Source organism: Aquiflexum balticum DSM 16537 (assembly GCF_900176595.1).
Lineage (GTDB): Bacteria > Bacteroidota > Bacteroidia > Cytophagales > Cyclobacteriaceae > Aquiflexum > Aquiflexum balticum.
This window is the reverse complement of record NZ_LT838813.1, coordinates 3696971-3714832: the sequence shown is the minus strand read 5'-3', so window position 1 is coordinate 3714832 and position 17862 is coordinate 3696971. Positions and strand designations below refer to the sequence as shown.

Annotated in this window: 9 protein-coding genes; 7 read left to right on the top strand and 2 right to left on the bottom strand. The window is 40.2% G+C overall.

Features of this window, described 5'->3' with window-relative positions; all coding sequences use genetic code 11:
• Positions 1-80: 80 nt before the first annotated feature.
• A complete protein-coding gene (locus B9A52_RS15545; RefSeq protein WP_157370175.1) occupies positions 81-1643 on the top strand; it encodes a PKD domain-containing protein in 1563 nt (520 codons plus the stop codon).
• Between the two features lie 196 nt (positions 1644-1839).
• On the opposite strand, the gene B9A52_RS15540 is transcribed toward B9A52_RS15545, so the two are convergent.
• Complete coding sequence (locus B9A52_RS15540; RefSeq protein WP_084121331.1) at positions 1840-2586, bottom strand: TerC family protein; 747 nt, start codon at positions 2584-2586, stop codon at positions 1840-1842.
• A gap of 308 nt (positions 2587-2894) precedes the next feature.
• Positions 2895-4577, bottom strand: a complete 1683-nt coding sequence (locus tag B9A52_RS15535; protein ID WP_084121329.1) for an SLC5/6 family protein — start codon at positions 4575-4577, stop codon at positions 2895-2897.
• Positions 4578-5283: 706 nt separating this feature from the next.
• Between B9A52_RS15535 and B9A52_RS15525 the strand changes: the two genes are divergently transcribed.
• The 6 genes from B9A52_RS15525 (at position 5284) to B9A52_RS15500 (ending at position 17853) form a co-directional block, all read left to right on the top strand.
• Positions 5284-6426, top strand: coding sequence for a 1-acyl-sn-glycerol-3-phosphate acyltransferase (locus B9A52_RS15525; RefSeq protein ID WP_084121325.1), 1143 nt, complete (start codon positions 5284-5286; stop codon positions 6424-6426).
• 392 nt (positions 6427-6818) lie between these two features.
• Entirely contained in the window at positions 6819-7391 is a 573-nt protein-coding gene (locus tag B9A52_RS15520; RefSeq protein ID WP_084121323.1) for a peptidylprolyl isomerase, read from the top strand.
• Positions 7392-7489: 98 nt separating this feature from the next.
• Positions 7490-10639 carry an AsmA family protein gene (locus B9A52_RS15515; protein ID WP_084121321.1) on the top strand — a complete coding sequence of 1050 codons (3150 nt, stop codon included), beginning with the start codon at positions 7490-7492 and terminating at the stop codon, positions 10637-10639.
• A gap of 188 nt (positions 10640-10827) precedes the next feature.
• On the top strand, positions 10828-11901 hold the full coding sequence (locus B9A52_RS15510) for a Gfo/Idh/MocA family protein (RefSeq protein WP_084121319.1): 1074 nt from the start codon (positions 10828-10830) through the stop codon (positions 11899-11901).
• A gap of 316 nt (positions 11902-12217) precedes the next feature.
• Positions 12218-16822: a thrombospondin type 3 repeat-containing protein gene (locus tag B9A52_RS26465; protein ID WP_084121317.1), complete on the top strand. Its 4605-nt coding sequence runs from the start codon at positions 12218-12220 to the stop codon at positions 16820-16822.
• A 77-nt stretch (positions 16823-16899) separates the two neighbouring features.
• On the top strand, positions 16900-17853 hold the full coding sequence (locus B9A52_RS15500; RefSeq protein WP_084121315.1) for a PorP/SprF family type IX secretion system membrane protein: 954 nt from the start codon (positions 16900-16902) through the stop codon (positions 17851-17853).
• The last annotated feature ends 9 nt before the right edge of the window (positions 17854-17862 follow it).

Sequence of the window (17862 nt, the reverse complement as noted above, 5' to 3'; positions counted from 1 at the left end):
CATTTACATAGAAATTGCCCAAGATCTATGAATTACCGATTAAAACACCCTTTATTCCGGTAATAAAAATCCTTCTTAATATGAAAACCAAACTGATCATCATCTTAGCTTTGGGATTACATTTCATATTGCCAATCCATCAGGCTATATCCCAAAGCTGTACACAAAACAATATTTTTGTGGAAAGTTTTACTTTGCGCAATGCCGATGGCAATCCGTTCACTCCCAATGACGATTATGAAATCGGTGATTCGGTAACTGGACAGATTTTTATCACATTTTCCGGTAGTTCGACCAATGCCTATTCATTGAAAACCACCTATGACGTCTATGTTAACGGTGAACTCGTCGTTACCCAGGGTTATGCCTGTTTATTTAACCAGCAAAAGGTTGTCCTCAACACTCCCGTATTTGTCAACAATTTTACTTGGAATTGGGGAGATATTGTAGAGGTGAAAAATGTTTATATAAGATGGTCAACCAACAGCAACTCACCTTGTTCTGAAGTCAGTGATGGAAATTCACAGTGTTATTTCAATGGAGCAGGGTTTGTAGCTGCTATGCCTTTATTCCCGGATTTCAATTATATCGCAACCTATTGTAATCCATCGGTACAATTCGGGGATCTTACCGTTGGTGGATATCCTACTTACGACTATGCTTGGGATTTTGATGGCTTGGGAACATCCACAGCACAAAATCCATCCTTCAATTTTCCAGGGCCGGGGAGTTATGATATATCACTTACCACTACAGACAATAGCGGCACTGTTAGGTCTGTCACCAGAAATATAACTATCCCTGTATTTGATATTTTGGTGGAAATTACGCCTAGCATGACCAATTCAAATACAGGTACCATCAAAGTCGATATGAGCGGTGGGAATGCCCCTTACACCATCGCTTGGCAAAGTAACCCTGCAGGAATTTCCGGTTCTGTCTCTGGCATAAGCGATTCATATACTATCACCGATTTGCCTTCAGGAAACTATGCCATTACGGTCACAGATTCATTGGGCTGCATGGTAACCGAAACTTATTTTGTGGAATGGTCATCTCTCCTTTCCCAAAAATGGGACTTATTTGAGGCTAAATTCAACCAAAATACCAGGAGCGTTGAGATTGAATGGATAATTCCAAATGAAAAAATTCCTTGTCAATACATTATCGAAAGGTCTGAAACTGGCATATCAAATTTCAAGGATCTGGGCAGGGTGGCAGGGTATGGTTATAATGAGAGTTTTGGCAATTACCGTTTTAATGACAAGACATTACCTGCTACAGGTGGTCGGATTTATTACCGGATAAGGACCGAAGACATCAATCAAAAAATTTACATGAGCAAAGTCATTTCTGTTTTGGTACCTGAACAAAAAGGACTCAATGAATCAGAGTGGTTGATATACCCAAATCCCTTAGAAGGAAATAAACTCACTCTAAAGTTTCAAGGCTTGGCAAAAAATAAAGGTGATCAGGTCCATGTATTTATATCTACAGCTAATGGCAGGTCAATCAAGGCCTTTGTTACTGATCTAGAAACAATAATCTTAGATGATATTGTAAGAGACTTGCCGAAAGGGATTTTAGTGATTGAAATAGTAGATGGCTTTAAAATGGAAATCATAAGGGTTGTCAGAAAATGATAAATGAATCCCTTTTGAATGGACTTAATTTTTAAATATTGGATAATATATAGCAGCCAAATGGTTCTATTCCGGAAAATTTGAAAGACGATTTATGATACAGCTTCTTTTCTTGTAATCAGATTTTTTTATTGCAACTAAACAAAGACAGGAGGATGTATAAATTAAACTGTAAAACCTGCTTTTTGTAAACCGGTTATTTCTGCACAATCCTTGGGTTGAGTTTGACTTTTTTTCCTTCAATATTCCTCCTAATTCGCATATTGACCAATTCTACACTTAGAGAAAAGAATACCGCAAAATAGATGTAACCTTTTGGAACTTCAACATGAAATCCTTCCACCAACAACATAAATCCTATCAGTATCAAAAAAGACAAAGCCAATACCTGAAGAGTTGGGTTCTTATTGATAAACTTGCTGATCCTACCTGCAAAGACCATCATTACAATCATAGCGATGACTACCGCAACAATCATCACAATCACCTCATCCACCAATCCTACTGCGGTCAAGATACTGTCGAATGAAAAGATCACATCCAATAAAATAATTTGAAAAATTACTTGAGAAAGACCTTGGGCTGTATTTGCTTTTACCTCTTCGGCTTTCCCTTCCATTTTATGATGAATCTCCAAAGTTGATTTGAACAAAAGAAACAGACCTCCAAATGCCAAAATCAAATCTTTTCCACTCAGATCAAAATCAAAAACAGTTATCAATGGTTCATTGAATTTGATGATATAAGATATCCCAAGCAATAAACCAATCCGAAAGATCATAGCGAATGCCAGCCCAAGTATTCTGGCTTTTTCTTGCTGATTTTCAGGAAGTTTATTGGAGATAATGGATATGAATATAATGTTATCCACCCCCAAGACAATTTCAAGGAATGTCAATGTGGCTAACGCAATCCAAGTTTCTGTTAAAAGGAAAATTTCCATTTATTTATTTATTTTTTAATAGGGTTAGTAATATTTAAAGGTAATCAGTTTGACTTTCCTGATTATTATTAATTTGATTTAAAGATCCAATTTAGCCTAAATCACAACTCAAATTTAATGCCCGACAGTCATTTTTTTTGCAAACATAAAAGACCCAATTTCTGATTAATCCAGAGCTCATGTTGATGAATCCCTCAAAATTTAAAAAGAAGAATCATTTCCGAGGTGAATTCATTACTTTGTAAAGAAAATATAAAGTGACTGCGGTAACAGATCCATGTGTGACCAGAAGCATTAGCAATGCTATGTTATTCATAATTTTTCCTCCCTTCTTTTATGCGTTTTTGATTTGATAAATAGACCAGAAAACAGATAAACCCAAACAAACTTATCAAAAGAATTCTGGCCAAATTGATATAGAATTTTTTTCTTTCAAGAAAATCTTTTTCAGTTTCATTTACGGCAGTATTAAGTTCTTCATTTAGTCCATAATTGGATATATTTTTAATTAAAGAACTATTGTCCAAAACCCAATTTCCACCATTCATTACACTTGATATGTTCTCCGCCCATTCGTTTTGAAAAGGGGTAATCAAAGCACTCAAAAAAACCATGAGCAACAATAGGGGTGTAATGTATTTTATGATGAATTTATAGACCTGGGGAATCTTGATATCTGAACCTTCATTGATTTCATTCCAGCCTTTGTTGATACCGAAAACCCAAGAAAATAACACCGCCTCTAGCAAGGCAAAAACTACCAGGCTGACTGTTCCAGCCCAATAATCATATTCATCGAAAACACCATATTGGTAAAGTAATACCGTAGGCAAACCCATTATCAAAGCCATGGCTCCAAATGACCAGGCACCCTTAGTATTTCCCCATCCAAATTCATCTATCATAAAACCCATCCAAGGTGTTCCCATGGCCAATGAGGATGTGATCCCTGCAAAAAACAAAAGTCCAAACCATAAAACCCCGGAAAATGCCGCAGCAATTTCACCCCATTGTTGAAAGAGAAAAGGCATAGTTTGAAAGGCCATTCCAAATCCAGCATTTTCCAAAACCCAATCCAGGCCTAAATATCCTGCTGCAATGGGAATCACAATACTGCTACCAAGTACCACTTCAACAAACTCGTTCATAAAACCTGCCGATACGGCATTCAAAGCAATATCTTCATTCGCTTTGATATATGCGGCGTAACATTGAATCGTACCCATACCTACAGACAAAGTAAAGAATATTTGTCCCGCGGCTGCCAGCCAAACTTTTGGGTTGGTCAAGGAATCAAATTGCGGAGTCCAAAGAAAATTCAGTCCATCCCAGGCATTGGCCTCCGGAAAAAGTTCTGATTTGCCGGATTCACCCAAAGTCAAACCTCGAATCGCCAAAATCATCCCAAACAATATCAGTAAAGGCATCCCTATTTTGGCCACTTTTTCAATTCCACCCAATCCTTTGGAAAGGATAAATATGTTTAAGACCAATACCAGTACATAGAAGAACACTGCTTCAAATGGTATTCCGGTACTGGTGGTAAATACGTCCACGTATGAGGTGAAAAAATTGGCTATTTCTGATTGAGTCATTCCCTCAAACGTACCCCAAACAGAATGCAACACATATACCAAACTCCATGATTCAATGTAAGTGTAATATGCCGCCACAGCGATATTGGTAAAAATCCCAAATACACCTACATATTTCCAAATCCTCGCTTTTCCCATTCCATCCATGATGTAGGGAGTACTGTGGTTGTTGAATTTTCCCCCAAATCTACCAGAAGACCATTCTATTAGTAAAAGCGGAATTCCCATCAATAAAAAACAAACCAAATAGGGAATCATAAATGAACCTCCCCCATTTTGAACTGCCTGAACAGGGAATCTCAAGAAGTTTCCCAGACCGACGGCATTTCCGGCCATGGCCAAGATAAGCCCTAACCTGGTGCCCCAAGCCTCTTTAGGTATTAACTTATTTTCCATAAAGGATAGTGATTTTAATTATCAGATTTATACTGAAAGTTGTAAGAGATAATATCTCAGCAATGAAAAATGGTCAACGAATTCTGTCAGAAAAAGAAAAAATAGGGATAAAGGCAATCCAGAGTAAACGAAAATCTCAAGAGGTAAAAAACCGCATTCAGAGAAGTTTCCAGCTTAATTTTATTTCGAAAAAAGAAAGGAACAACAGTTGTAAAATGTTGCTCATCTGTTTTTTCTTTTGACAAAAAATTAAAGAAGTTAATCGAATGTAAAACATCAGCTTTTTGATCAGCTGTCATTTTTGATTTTTGACCGGCAGAATAAACCGATTCAGCAGAAAAATGATTTATCCCGCAAGGAAGTCTTTCAGGAATGGATAGGCTTCCAAATGTCCATCCCTGTACTCCAAAGAGAACAATCAGCAACAAGAATGCTAATTTTGATTTTTTCACAAATACCTTACGAAAACCGCATCAAATGTAATAGAAATTTTCACTTTGTTGAAAAATCTTTTTTTTTTAACTTTTACTGTTCAAAGCCTTCAAAACAACATTAAAAGTGATCATCCGGTCTAGTAGCATTGCTTCTGTTTTTTTCTGTCCGATCCCCTATCCTTAAAATAAATAGATTTGAATAAGGATACATCCAAACAATCGTCCTATTTGCCCAAAATTTACTTTCTTTGCACTTCATCAACCCAGTGAAAATGTCTCCATTTGAAGATATAAGACCGTATTACGATACAGAAGTAAATCAAGCTATCAGGGAAATCATTGACCACCCCATGCTCAAGGCTATGATGAATTATACCTTTCCGGATAAAAATGACGAATATTGGAAGGACCTTTTGCTTCATTGCCATTCTATCCGGGACTTCCAGATCAATTTTATCTATCCTGGTGTCAAAAGGGTACTGGAAAGCAGTTCAAACGGATTGAGTACCTCAGGATTTGAAAAACTTTCAAAAAACACTTCCTATCTCTTTATATCCAATCACAGGGATATCATCCTCGATACTTCCCTTCTCAATACCTGTCTGTACGAGCATGGTTTATCCATGACCACTTCTGCCATCGGTGACAATCTGGTCAAAAAGCAATTTCTGAGAACATTGGCCAGGCTGACCAGAAGTTTTATCATCAAAAGAGGACTTCCCTCCCGGGAACTGCTCGATAGTTCAAAGTTGATATCCGAATACATAGGCAAATCATTATTGAGGGAAAACAGGTCTGTTTGGATAGCCCAAAGGGAAGGCCGGACCAAAGACGGTAATGACATGACCCACAAAGGTGTCCTCAAAATGATCGCCATGGCCTCAGATCAGGGAGAAAGTCTGTTGGACTATTTCAAAAAACTGAATGTCGTACCTGTAAGCATTTCCTATGAATATGATCCGACAGATATATTGAAAATGCCAGAGCTACTGGCAAAAGCGCGTTCAGAATCCTATGTCAAAGGAGAAAACGAAGATTTCCATACTTTGCTCAGTGGGATATTGGGACAAAAGAACCGGATCCATATCCATATCGGGGATTTACTCACCGGTCAGATAGCGCAAATCAGTAAAAAAATCTCAGGCCCTGCCAAGCAATTGAAAGCCCTGGCAGACCTGATTGATGATCAAATTGTGTCCGGATACAAACTTTGGCCGACCAAGTACATCGCCTATGACCTGCTGTATCAAACCGATGAATTCAAGGATAAATACAGCTCCGCCGAAAAAGCCTATTTTGAAGCTAGATTCCACAAAGGAGTGGACCAAAATGATTCCGTAGCAGTGGAAAATTTCCTGGCCATGTACGCCAACCCTGTAGTCAATCAAAAAAAACAGCGGTTTTCGATTGTATAAGCTGCGGAGTCAAAAAAAAGGAAATTGGAATTACTCTCAAATCGAACGTAGGGAGATTCATGAATTCAATTGAAAAAAACAAAAAGTGAATAAATTGATATCTTCATATGGGAATTACTTCTTAGTGCATTTCTAATAAAGAGTTTTTTCCTTTGTGAAAACATTTAAGAGGGCCCCGATGGATTTAATCTTTCGGGGTCGTCTTTTTTAATTTTCTATCATCGCTCAAACTACCCTATTAATTAAAATAAAAAAATACCCGAAACAGGGTATTTTTCCATTTGACATAATTTGTCCCAAATTCTCCAAATTCCCCAATCTTTCTACATCCACCCTCCTCTTCCCCCCTCACATTTTTTATTTTCCCTTTTTTTACCCTTATATTTAAATCCATGAAATTCATTCCTCTACTCACCCTGGTAGTTTTGTGGTTTGTTGAAACCACCTCTGCCCAAACCCAACCCATAGGATTGATTGAAACCCCTCAGGGAAAGGTTTATATCCGCCTGTTTGACGAAACCCCAAAACACAGGGAAAGCTTTATCCAACTTGCAGAGGCGGGTTATTGGGATTCACTGACATTCAACAGGGTAATTCCCAATTTTGTGGCCCAAGGCGGGTGTCCGGATACAGAAGAGGGATTCAATGATCCTGAGTACCTGTTGGAACCGGAATTTGTCAGAGGTATCACACATGTGTATGGAGCAGTAGGTGCAGGAAGAGACGGCAATCCTGACAAACTTTCGGCCCGATGCCAATTTTATATTGTCCAAAACAAGGACGGTCTCCATAGATTGGATGGCGATTACACGGTCTTTGGTCAGGTTATCAAAGGTATGGATGTCATAGACAAAATTGTTTTTGTAAAGAGAGACGAAAAAGACGAACCCCTCACCCCGATTACGCTGAAAGTAAAAATAGTACGACTTACCAAAGCCCAAATTGAAGATTTAATTAATTTTTAGGCAGGAAATAAATTTGCGCTGTTTCTCTCTTATTTTTATAGCATAAATCTTTGCCCAAAGTGTAATTCCTTACAGTCTTTGTTTCAATCTCTCAAAACATGAAAATAACCGAATTCAAAAAGCTTGTCTTTTTAAAAATTTTCGGATTTGCAATTGCTCTTATTTTGGCATTTATGGTTTTGCTCCCTTTTTTTTTCAAGGAAAAAATCAACAGCATTGCGCAAGACTATTTGAATGAACAGGTACAAACCGGTCTTTCTTTTCAGAATATCAACCTGACATTTTTCAGGCACTTTCCAAGTCTGACCGTTTCGTTGGATGAATTGTTGATCTTGGGAAAAGAAGGATTTGAAATAGACACTTTGGTTTATACAAAAGACCTTTCCTTTGGAATCAAATTGATTTCCCTGTTGGGTGACAATATACAGGTCAATGGCATTTACCTCAAAGATGCCAGAATCAATGTTCTGATGGACGAATTGGGGAATCCCAATTATGATATATTTAAGTCCACTCAGGAAACCCAACAAGAAACTTCCGAAACGGATAGTACCAGTTTAAGGGTCGAAATCAAAAGCATCAAACTTCTGAACAGTTCGGTTTTTTACAAGGATTCAGGTCTGGACTTTTCTTTTTCGGCAGAGAATTTTGACTATTCGGGAAAGGGAAAGCTTGAAAATGAAATTTTTGATTTAAGCAGTAACCTGAAAATTCCAAGCTTTGAACTCTCATATGAAGGCATTCCATATTTTGCCAAAAAAAGAATAACAGCCAATTTGAAAACCAAAATCAATACGGAATCAACTGCTTTGACTTTTGAAAGAAACCATCTCAAAATCAATGATCTTCCGGTGGATTTTGTAGGCAAGCTGGAATTTCTCAGCGGAGGATATGACATGAATTTCATTCTTGAGTCAGTTGACTCCAAATTTAAAGATATGCTCAGCCTGGTACCTGAGGACATGTATCCTTGGCTGAAGGAAACCAAAGTCAGGGGGAAAGGAGACCTCAGAGGTTCTTTACAAGGCTTGTATTTGCCTTCGGAAAACCTTATGCCGAATCTTTTATTGAACTTAAAGGTCTATGACGGTTATCTCAATCACTCAGAATCCACTATTCCGCTCAAGGATCTGAATGTGGATTTTAACATAACCATTCCTGAACTTTCCATTGAAAAAACCAAACTGGATCTGGACAGTATATACTTCAGCTTAGGGGATGGATTCCTCAAGGGGCATTTCAAAACAGATGGACTAGATCCAGCATTTATTCAGAGCAATCTTCTTGCGGATGTTGATTTGGGATTGTTGGACAAAGCTGTAGGCTTATATGCCTACGATATGAAGGGCAGGTTGAAATGGAACTTCAGTGCAAATGGTATTTACAGTGAAAGGCAGATTCCCGGCACTTTCCGAAACCCTAAATACGAAACAGCAAGCATCCCTGTTTTTGATTTCATCAGTACACTTTCAGAGGGTTATTTTAAGTGGACTGATTTACCTGAACCTGTTCAGAATATTTCATGGAACCTTCGTATCAGTGCTCCTGACAGTATCTATCAAAATATGGGTATTTTCTTGGAAAATTTCCAATTCAGTGTGTTGGATAATATTGTCAAAGGGCATTTCAATATCGGGCAACTGAAGGGAATGGATGTTGATGCCGCAATTTCCACTAAATTCAACCTGTCTGAGGTAGAAAAGTTTTATCCTTTGGAAGAAGGATTTATCCTCAAGGGCCTATTTGACATTGATCTTCAGGCCAAAGGAAGCTATGAACCGGAAAAGAAACTGTTCCCGGTCATGGATTCCAAAATAAACCTGAGAGAGGGTTTTATCAAAACCAGCTATTCCGAGCATCCCATAGAGGACCTTTCTCTTGAATTGGATATTCAGAGTGACAGAGGTTCATATTCTGACCTTAAATTTGACCTTAAACCCATTCATTTCCGATTTGTAGACCACCCTTTTTCATTGACTGCCAATCTGGAAAACCTGGATGATATCAAATACGACATCCAATCATCCGGAAGGATTGACCTTGGAAAGCTTTATGGAACTTTCGGGATTGATGGACATGACGTCAACGGTTATTTAATCACAGACCTGAATCTCAAAGGCCGACAAAGCGATGCCATACAAAGTAGGATACAATATCTCGATAACAAAGGATTTGTGGAGATGGAGAAGATACAGATCAATTCTGAATTGTTTCCTTATCCAATAGATATTCTTTCCGGAAGATTCAAGATTGATCAGGATAAAATCCAATTAGAGGATTTTTTGGCCTATTATGTGGACAATGAGTTCAGGGCCAAAGGTTATTTATTCAATATCATAAACTATCTATCAGATCCGGGTGAGGAATTGAATGGAAAATTGGAAATCAATAGCGGCAAGATCAATATCAATGATTTTATGTTTTTCGCTGAAAATGATAGTCCTACTATAGATACTATAGGCGTGGTACATGGAGTAGTGATGATTCCTCAAAACATCCATTTCAATTTTTCGGCACAGGTTGACACGATTCTTTATGATGATTTTGTTTTGAAAAAATTCAAAGGTGAAATTACCATTGATAAAGGGCTCTTGACTTTGGAAAAGACAGGATTCGAAATGATTGGTGCAGATTTTAAGATGGATGCCAAATATCATCCCATCAACCCGTATCATGCTGAATTTGATTACAATATCACAGCTAAAGCATTCGATATCCAAAGGGCATATAATGAGATTACAATGTTCAAAGAAATAGTCACTGCAGCCGCTTATGCTACAGGTACTGCTTCCCTGGATTATCAGCTTTCAGGAAGATTGGATGCCAATATGCAGCCTGTAATGCCTTCGATAAAGGGTGAGGGTGTATTTGGTTTGGACAACATTAAACTCAAAGGTTTTAAGTTGATGAATACCATCGCAAACAGAACGGAGAATTCGGAACTTCAGGATCCTGATTTAGCAGATGTGAGTATTAAAAGCAGCATAGCCAATAATCTGATAACCATCGAGCGGACAAGGATGCGCATTGCAGGTTTCCGTCCGAGATTTGAAGGTCAGGTAAGTTTGGATGGGGATATGAGTATAGCATTCAGGCTCGGTTTACCGCCTTTGGGTATTTTTGGCATACCGATCAAAATAACCGGTAATGCCGAGAACTTCAATATGGAAATAGGGAAGATTACCGAGGGGGATGAATTGGAAGAGGTTAAAGATGTAGATGTTGTAGGGGAGATTGAAGGAAACTAGGTTTGAGGGTTTAAGATCTTAGATTGTAGATTGTAGATTTAAGACTTAAGATTTTAGATTGAAAATTCAAGACTGATGACCTTTTTGGTATGGTTGAAATAGAAAAGTCAAAACACCAACAATCCTTCATTTTTCCAAAAAAAATCGCATATTCACGATTCATTTATCTTTAAAATAAAATATCAGATATGGCTGATCCAATAAGAATTCTCGTAGTAGGATGTGGCAATATGGGAGCTTCCCATGCAACTGCTTACCACCAAATGCCCGAATTTGCTATCTGCGGCTTGGTGGCAAGGGGAGAAAGCAAAATCAAGCTGAATGAAAAACTGGGAGCGAATTATGATCTTTTCGATGATTTTGAATCAGCTCTTTCAAAAACCAGGCCCGATGCAGTCTGTATTTCCACCTACCCTGATACCCATGAAAAAATGGCTTTAGCTGCTTTGGAAGCTGGTTGTCATATTTTTATAGAAAAGCCATTGGCTGATACCGTCTTAGGATCCCAAAATATCATTGACGCGGCAAAAAAGGCCGATAAAAAAGTTGTGGTAGGCTACATCCTCCGCCACCACCCCTCCTGGGAAAGATTCATTGAAGAAGCACAAAAGTTGGGCAAACCTCTTGTAATGCGTATGAACCTTAACCAACAAAGTCATGGATTTATGTGGGATGTGCACAAAAACCTGATGGAAAGCCTCAGTCCAATTGTAGATTGTGGTGTGCATTATATTGATGTCATGTGTCAGATGACACGTTCCAAACCCATTTCCGTGTCTGCCATCGGTGCAAGGCTTACAGATGAAATTCCCGCATTCAATTACAATTATGGGCAACTGCAGATCAGGTTTGAAGATGGTTCTGTGGGTTGGTATGAAGCAGGTTGGGGTCCCATGGTTTCAGACAATGCCTTTTTTATCAAGGATGTTTTTGGTCCAAAAGGCGCCGTTTCGATTGTAGCAAAAGAAGCTGCTGCAGCAGGAAAATCCGATAACGTGGATTCCCATACCAAAACTGAAAGTATCAAAATCCATCATGCCGAAATAGATGCCAAAAATAATTTTGTCCATCAAAATGAATGGATAGACATGAAAGATGAACCCGATCATCAGGAATTGTGTAACCGTGAACAGCAGTTCTTTCTGAAAGCCATCCAAAATAACACGGACCTTACAGATCACCTCGATGACGCATTGAACAGTCTTAGAATTGCTTTTGCATGCGATGAATCTGTAAAGACCGGAAAGATGGTAATCCTATAAAAACCTGGGATAGATAGCTTACATTTTACATGAAGTAATTGCAGCTTTTATACTGACTACCAAAACCTTGGATTTCACCATTTTTAACCAAATCTTTGGATTTGCATAATTCTTATTGAAAAAAGTTTGAATTTTTTTATTTTTTGAAGCCAATGATTTTGCATTTCAAAATATGAAAAAATATTTTCGTAGAATATTATACTGTTAAACGGTATTTTTTTCAAATATTATTTTTATAATATGGTTTTTTTTCTACAATTTTATTACCGACTACACCAGTCCATCACCCCTTGTTAACAACATTCTACAGTAAAAAATGAAAATCGTCGACACCAAACGAATTTTCAGAAACAGTTTCTGGATAGCTATATTTTGCAGTGTTTTTTTGATGCAACATCAATCTGTCGCCATCGAAGACAGGTTCATTATTCACCAAACCCCCAGTGCTGAACTTTCCAATCTGAAAATCAATTCCGGTAAACTTGAACCCAGATTTCACCCCTCAATTTTAGATTATAAGGTAGAGGTTTCTTTTTCCAATTTTGTTTTTGATATCACTCCTTTTACAGCAGACGCTAATGCCAGGGTTTTTATAAAAGGCATTGAGGTCAGTCCTTCTGTCCCTTCACCAAAAATTTTACTTTTTCAGGGAACCAACAATATTCCGATACAGGTCACTTTATCAAATGGAGATCAAAAAATCTATTCTTTAACTGTTTTCCGGTCTGCACCGCTTCCAGGTGAGGGCAACAATTTTGCCCTGTCATCCAGTGATTGTGAGGAATATTTGGATATTGATGATTGTACTGCAGCCCAGACTGATACAGACGGGGACGGGGTACCCGATTTCACGGATTTTTGCCCAAACACCCCTTTTGGAGAGCCTGTTGACACCTCAGGTTGCTCGGATTCGCAAAAAGACACAGATGAAGATGGGGTAACAGATGATTTGGATCTTTGCCCGGGCACCCCTTTAGGTGCAGAGGTGAATGAGGATGGCTGTACACCTGATCAGATTGATACGGACCAAGACGGTGTTCCTGATTATCTTGACTTATGCCCAAATACTCCTGAAGGAGAGGAAGTTAACCAAGATGGATGTAGCCTGTCCCAAATCGATACCGACGGAGATGGGGTTATGGATGACAAAGATATCTGTCCAGAAACTCCCGAAGGAGAAGAAGTTGATGAGAATGGATGTAGCCCGGATCAGATTGATACGGATGGAGATGGTGTTCCTGATTATCTTGATCTGTGCCCTGACACTCCAGCCGGGAGTCAGGTAGATGAAAACGGATGTGCTTTATCCCAATTGGATACAGATGGAGATGGGGTTTCAGATGATTTGGATCTTTGTCCGGAAACACCATTAGGTGCTGAAGTAGATGAAAACGGTTGTAGTCCAGATCAGATTGATACAGATGGTGACAGTGTTCCCGATTATCTTGACCAATGTCCCAATACACCTGTCGGTGCCCAAGTGGATGAAAACGGTTGCAGTCCTGATCAAATTGATACTGACGGAGATGGAATTCCTGATTATCTGGATCAATGTCCCAATACTCCCACAGGGGTACAGGTGGATGCCAATGGATGCGCTCTTTCCCAATTGGATTCGGATGGAGATGGTGTCACTGATGACCTTGACCTATGTCCTGATACTCCCACAGGGGTACAGGTGGATGCAAATGGTTGTGCACTTTCACAATTGGATTCGGATGGAGATGGTGTCACTGATGACCTTGACCAATGTCCTGATACTCCAACAGGCGTACAGGTAGATGCAAATGGTTGTGCACTTTCACAATTGGATTCGGATGGAGATGGTGTCACTGATGACCTTGACCAATGTCCTGATACTCCAACAGGCGTACAGGTAGATGCAAATGGATGCGCGCTTTCCCAATTGGATTCGGACGGGGACGGGGTCACTGATAACCTTGACCTATGTCCCGATACTCCCACAGGGGTACAGGTGGATGCAAATGGCTGTGCTTTATCACAGCTGGATTCGGACGGCGATGGGGTCACTGATGACATGGACCAATGTCCTGATACTCCAACAGGGGTACAGGTGGACGCAAATGGTTGTGCTTTGTCACAGTTGGATTCGGACGGGGATGGAATTACTGATGACCTTGACCTATGTCCCGATACTCCCACAGGGGTACAGGTGGATGCAAATGGTTGTGCACTTTCACAATTGGATTCGGATGGAGATGGTGTCACTGATGACCTTGACCAATGTCCTGATACTCCAACAGGCGTACAGGTGGATGCAAATGGATGCGCGCTTTCACAATTGGATTCGGATGGAGATGGTGTCACTGATGACCTTGACCAATGTCCTGATACTCCAACAGGCGTACAGGTAGATGCAAATGGATGCGCGCTTTCCCAATTGGATTCGGATGGAGATGGTGTCACTGATGACCTTGACCAATGTCCCGATACTCCCACAGGCGTACAGGTGGATGCAAATGGTTGTGCACTTTCACAATTGGATTCGGATGGAGATGGTGTCACTGATGACCTTGACCAATGTCCTGATACTCCAACAGGCGTACAGGTGGATGCAAATGGATGCGCGCTTTCACAATTGGATTCGGATGGAGATGGTGTCACTGATGACCTTGACCAATGTCCTGATACTCCCACAGGCGTACAGGTGGATGCAAATGGTTGTGCTCTTTCCCAATTGGATTCGGACGGCGACGGGGTCACTGATGACCTAGACCTATGTCCCGATACTCCCACAAGGGTACAGGTAGATGCCAATGGTTGTGCTATATCACAGTTGGATTCGGACGGGGACGGGGTCACTGATGACCTTGACCAATGTCCTGATACTCCCACAGGCGTACAGGTGGATGCCAATGGCTGTGCTTTGTCACAGTTGGATTCGGACGGAGATGGAATTACTGATGACCTTGACCAATGTCCCGATACTCCGACAGGCGTACAGGTAGATGCAAATGGATGCGCAATTTCCCAATTGGATTCGGATGGGGATGGAATTACTGATGACCTTGACCAATGTCCTGATACTCCCACAGGAGTACAGGTGGATGCAAATGGTTGTGCTTTGTCACAATTGGATTCGGACGGAGATGGAATTACTGATGACCTTGACCAGTGTCCCGATACTCCCACAGGGGTACAGGTGGATGCAGATGGCTGTGCTTTATCACAGCTGGATTCGGACGAGGATGGGGTCAATGATGACCTTGACCAATGTCCTGATACTCCAACAGGGGTACAGGTGGATGCCAATGGATGTGCACTTTCCCAATTGGATTCGGATGGGGACGGGGTCACTGATGACCTAGACCAATGTCCTGATACGCCCACAGGCGTACAGGTGGATGCCAATGGATGCGCACTTTCCCAATTGGATTCGGATGGGGACGGGGTCAATGATGACCTTGACCAATGTCCTGATACTCCAACAGGGGTACAGGTGGATGCCAATGGATGTGCACTTTCCCAATTGGATTCGGACGGGGATGGGGTCACTGATGACCTTGACCTATGTCCCGATACTCCCACAGGCGTACAGGTGGATGCCAATGGATGCGCACTTTCCCAATTGGATTCGGATGGGGACGGGGTCAATGATGACCTTGACCAATGTCCCGATACACTTGCTGGGGCAGAAGTAGATGAAAACGGATGTAGCCAAGATCAAATTGATACAGATGAAGATGGAATACCTGACTATTTGGACCTATGTGAGGATACGCCCTCAGGTACTCAGGTAGACGAAAACGGTTGCGCTCTTTCTCAACTGGACACTGATGAAGACGGGATAACAGATGATATGGACCAATGTCCGGAAACACCTGATGGAGCTGAAGTAGATGAAAACGGCTGCGCACTTTCCCAATTGGATTCGGATAATGATAGTATCACTGATGATTTGGATCAATGTCCGGATACTCCCGAAGGATTTGAAGTTGATGAATTTGGCTGTGCACTTTCACAAAAAGATACTGACATGGATGGGGTTACAGATGATGTGGATTTATGTCCCGAAACCCCTGAAGGTGCTGAAGTGGATCAGTTTGGCTGCGCTTTAGATGAACTTACCCCGATTGCAATAGTGGATTTCGAGGATGTTGATTTGCTGGAAACTATCTGGGGAACCCCATTTGAAGAATTGACTCTACCGGATCAAATCCTTGTACTGACTGATAATGGAGATTGGGTCTATTTACCAATCACCTGGGATGCAGGAGAATACGACCCCTTCCAAAACGGGCCCTACATACTGACCGGAGTAATTACACTTCCGAATAGTTGGGAAAATCAAACGGATAGAGAACCGACAATTATTGTTGTTGTTTTGCCAAAAGAAAGTCCGATAGACCTGGAATTGAGCAATGATATCTTCACCCATGAGGATAGTGATGAGGCCATATTTGTTGGGGAATTTACAGTCATAGATCCTATTGATGACATCCATATCTTGGAATTGGTCCCAGGTGCCTTGGATAACGATCTTTTCACAATTATCGACAACCAATTGTATTGGACCAATAACAGCTTGATGCCTGGAGAAACCACATTTTCAGTGTTGGTTAAAGTGACTGATAGAGATGGCAATATCTTGGAGAAAGAGTTTACGATCACACGAAGAATCAATGAACTGAGTGATCTGGAAATTCCAAACACATTTACCCCTAATGGCGATAATTTCAATGACCAATGGGGAATGTCAAGCCTTAAAATCTACAAAGGAGTGAAAATGCATATTTTCGAAAGAAGTGGCCTGCGGGTTTTCTATTCTGAGGATCCTGAGAGAAAATGGGATGGAACTTACCTTGGAAAAGAACTTCCAACAGGCACCTATTATTATGTGATAGAAATAGCGGATACCAACGAGTCCAGAAAAGGTATGCTGAATCTTCTCAGAAAGTAGACAAGCCGGACATAAATCCCCTTTTAAGGAGGGGAAAAGCATGTAAATTCTGATAACAGACTAGTATTATTTGTAAAATGAAAAAATTCTATCTCTTCTTTATAATGGCAATATTGCCGACGGTCTTGGTATTTGGGCAATCCAGAAAATATATCAGCCAATTTAATCAGTTTCAAAGCTACTTTAATCCTTCACTGACGGGATTTGAAGAGTCAATCATCAGAGGTTTTGTGAGAAATCAATGGGCAGGCCTCGAAGGTGCTCCCAAAACTTTTTTTCTTTCCGTAGAAATTGACCCGGCAGAGGTAAGAGAAGCAAGTGATGCTTCGCTTATCGGAAAAACTGCTTTTGGTCTGAATATGGTTCATGACACTTATGGACCATTTGTAGACACCGAACTCCAATTAAGTTATGCTTCAAGAATTCGGCTAGGGAAAAGTACGAATTTAAGATTGGGTGCCTCTGTCAACTACAATACAATAAGATTAGACGGGAATAACCTGACCACAGAACAAGCCAATGACCCTACGGTAAACCAGTATATGAACAGCTTTGCCAATATGCAGATAGTTGATTTCAATTTGGGCATGTCCATTACCCATCAAAATTATTACTTTGGTTATGGTGCCCAAAATGTCAATCAAGGCGGGATAAGTAATGGGGATATTTTTATTGAAAGTAAGCCCCTTGCAAGTGTCTTTCAAACGGGTTACAGACAGTCAGTAAATGATAAAGTTTCTTTGGCTTTTCATGTCATGTACAGAATCCAGTCAGATCTTCCCTCGTCTATTGACTTCAATATCAAAGCCCTCTTGATGGAAAAATTCTGGGTTGGATTGGGACATAGAGTGGACCATGCAACCAATTTCCAATTGGGATTTTTGATGTCCAAACTTAAATTTGGGTATTCCTATGAAATACCCGCTCAGGGTGCTTTTATGATTCCTAATCCTACACATGAATTCATGGCTTCTTTCTATTTATTCCAAAAAATTGAGAATAGGAATGAAACAGGAGCCCTCATCTGGTAAATTCAAGAG

Coding starts and splice junctions, on each gene's coding strand:
- B9A52_RS15525 (WP_084121325.1), top strand. CDS start 5,284: ATGTCTCCATTTGAAGATATAAGACCGTATTACGATACAGAAGTAAAT.
- B9A52_RS15545 (WP_157370175.1), top strand. CDS start 81: ATGAAAACCAAACTGATCATCATCTTAGCTTTGGGATTACATTTCATA.
- B9A52_RS15510 (WP_084121319.1), top strand. CDS start 10,828: ATGGCTGATCCAATAAGAATTCTCGTAGTAGGATGTGGCAATATGGGA.
- B9A52_RS15540 (WP_084121331.1), bottom strand. CDS start 2,586: ATGGAAATTTTCCTTTTAACAGAAACTTGGATTGCGTTAGCCACATTG.
- B9A52_RS15500 (WP_084121315.1), top strand. CDS start 16,900: ATGAAAAAATTCTATCTCTTCTTTATAATGGCAATATTGCCGACGGTC.
- B9A52_RS26465 (WP_084121317.1), top strand. CDS start 12,218: ATGAAAATCGTCGACACCAAACGAATTTTCAGAAACAGTTTCTGGATA.
- B9A52_RS15535 (WP_084121329.1), bottom strand. CDS start 4,577: ATGGAAAATAAGTTAATACCTAAAGAGGCTTGGGGCACCAGGTTAGGG.
- B9A52_RS15520 (WP_084121323.1), top strand. CDS start 6,819: ATGAAATTCATTCCTCTACTCACCCTGGTAGTTTTGTGGTTTGTTGAA.
- B9A52_RS15515 (WP_084121321.1), top strand. CDS start 7,490: ATGAAAATAACCGAATTCAAAAAGCTTGTCTTTTTAAAAATTTTCGGA.